General features: G+C 76.6%; 1 protein-coding gene. It reads left to right on the plus strand.

Annotated elements, in window-relative coordinates:
* The coding region (locus OO70_RS50770) for an SDR family NAD(P)-dependent oxidoreductase (protein WP_043688448.1) at positions 1-393 on the plus strand (393 nt) is incomplete at both ends.

A 393-nucleotide genomic window follows, 5' to 3' on the forward strand; every position in this document is an offset into this window, starting at 1 on the left:
AGATCGTCCTGACCATGCCGCCGACGTGGAACCCGCACGGCACGGTGCTGGTCACCGGGGGCACGGGCACGCTCGGCGCGGTCTTCGCGCGGCATCTGGTGAGCGCGTACGGGGTGCGGCGTCTGCTGCTGGTCAGCCGGCGCGGCGCGGATGCTCCGGGGGCGGCCGATCTGGCGGCGGAGCTGGGCGCGCTGGGCGCGGCGGTGCGGATCGCCGCGTGCGACGTGGCCGACCGGGAGGCGCTGGCGGACCTGCTGGGGTCGGTGGAGGCGCAGCATCCGCTGACGGCGGTGGTGCACACGGCGGGCCTGCTCGACGACGGCACGGTGACGGCGTTGACGCCCGAGCGTCTGGAGCGGGTGCTGCGGCCCAAGGCGGACGCGGCCTGGCACC

Origin of the sequence: Streptomyces xylophagus, assembly GCF_000716435.1 — a bacterium.
GTDB classification, from domain to species: domain Bacteria; phylum Actinomycetota; class Actinomycetes; order Streptomycetales; family Streptomycetaceae; genus Streptomyces; species Streptomyces xylophagus.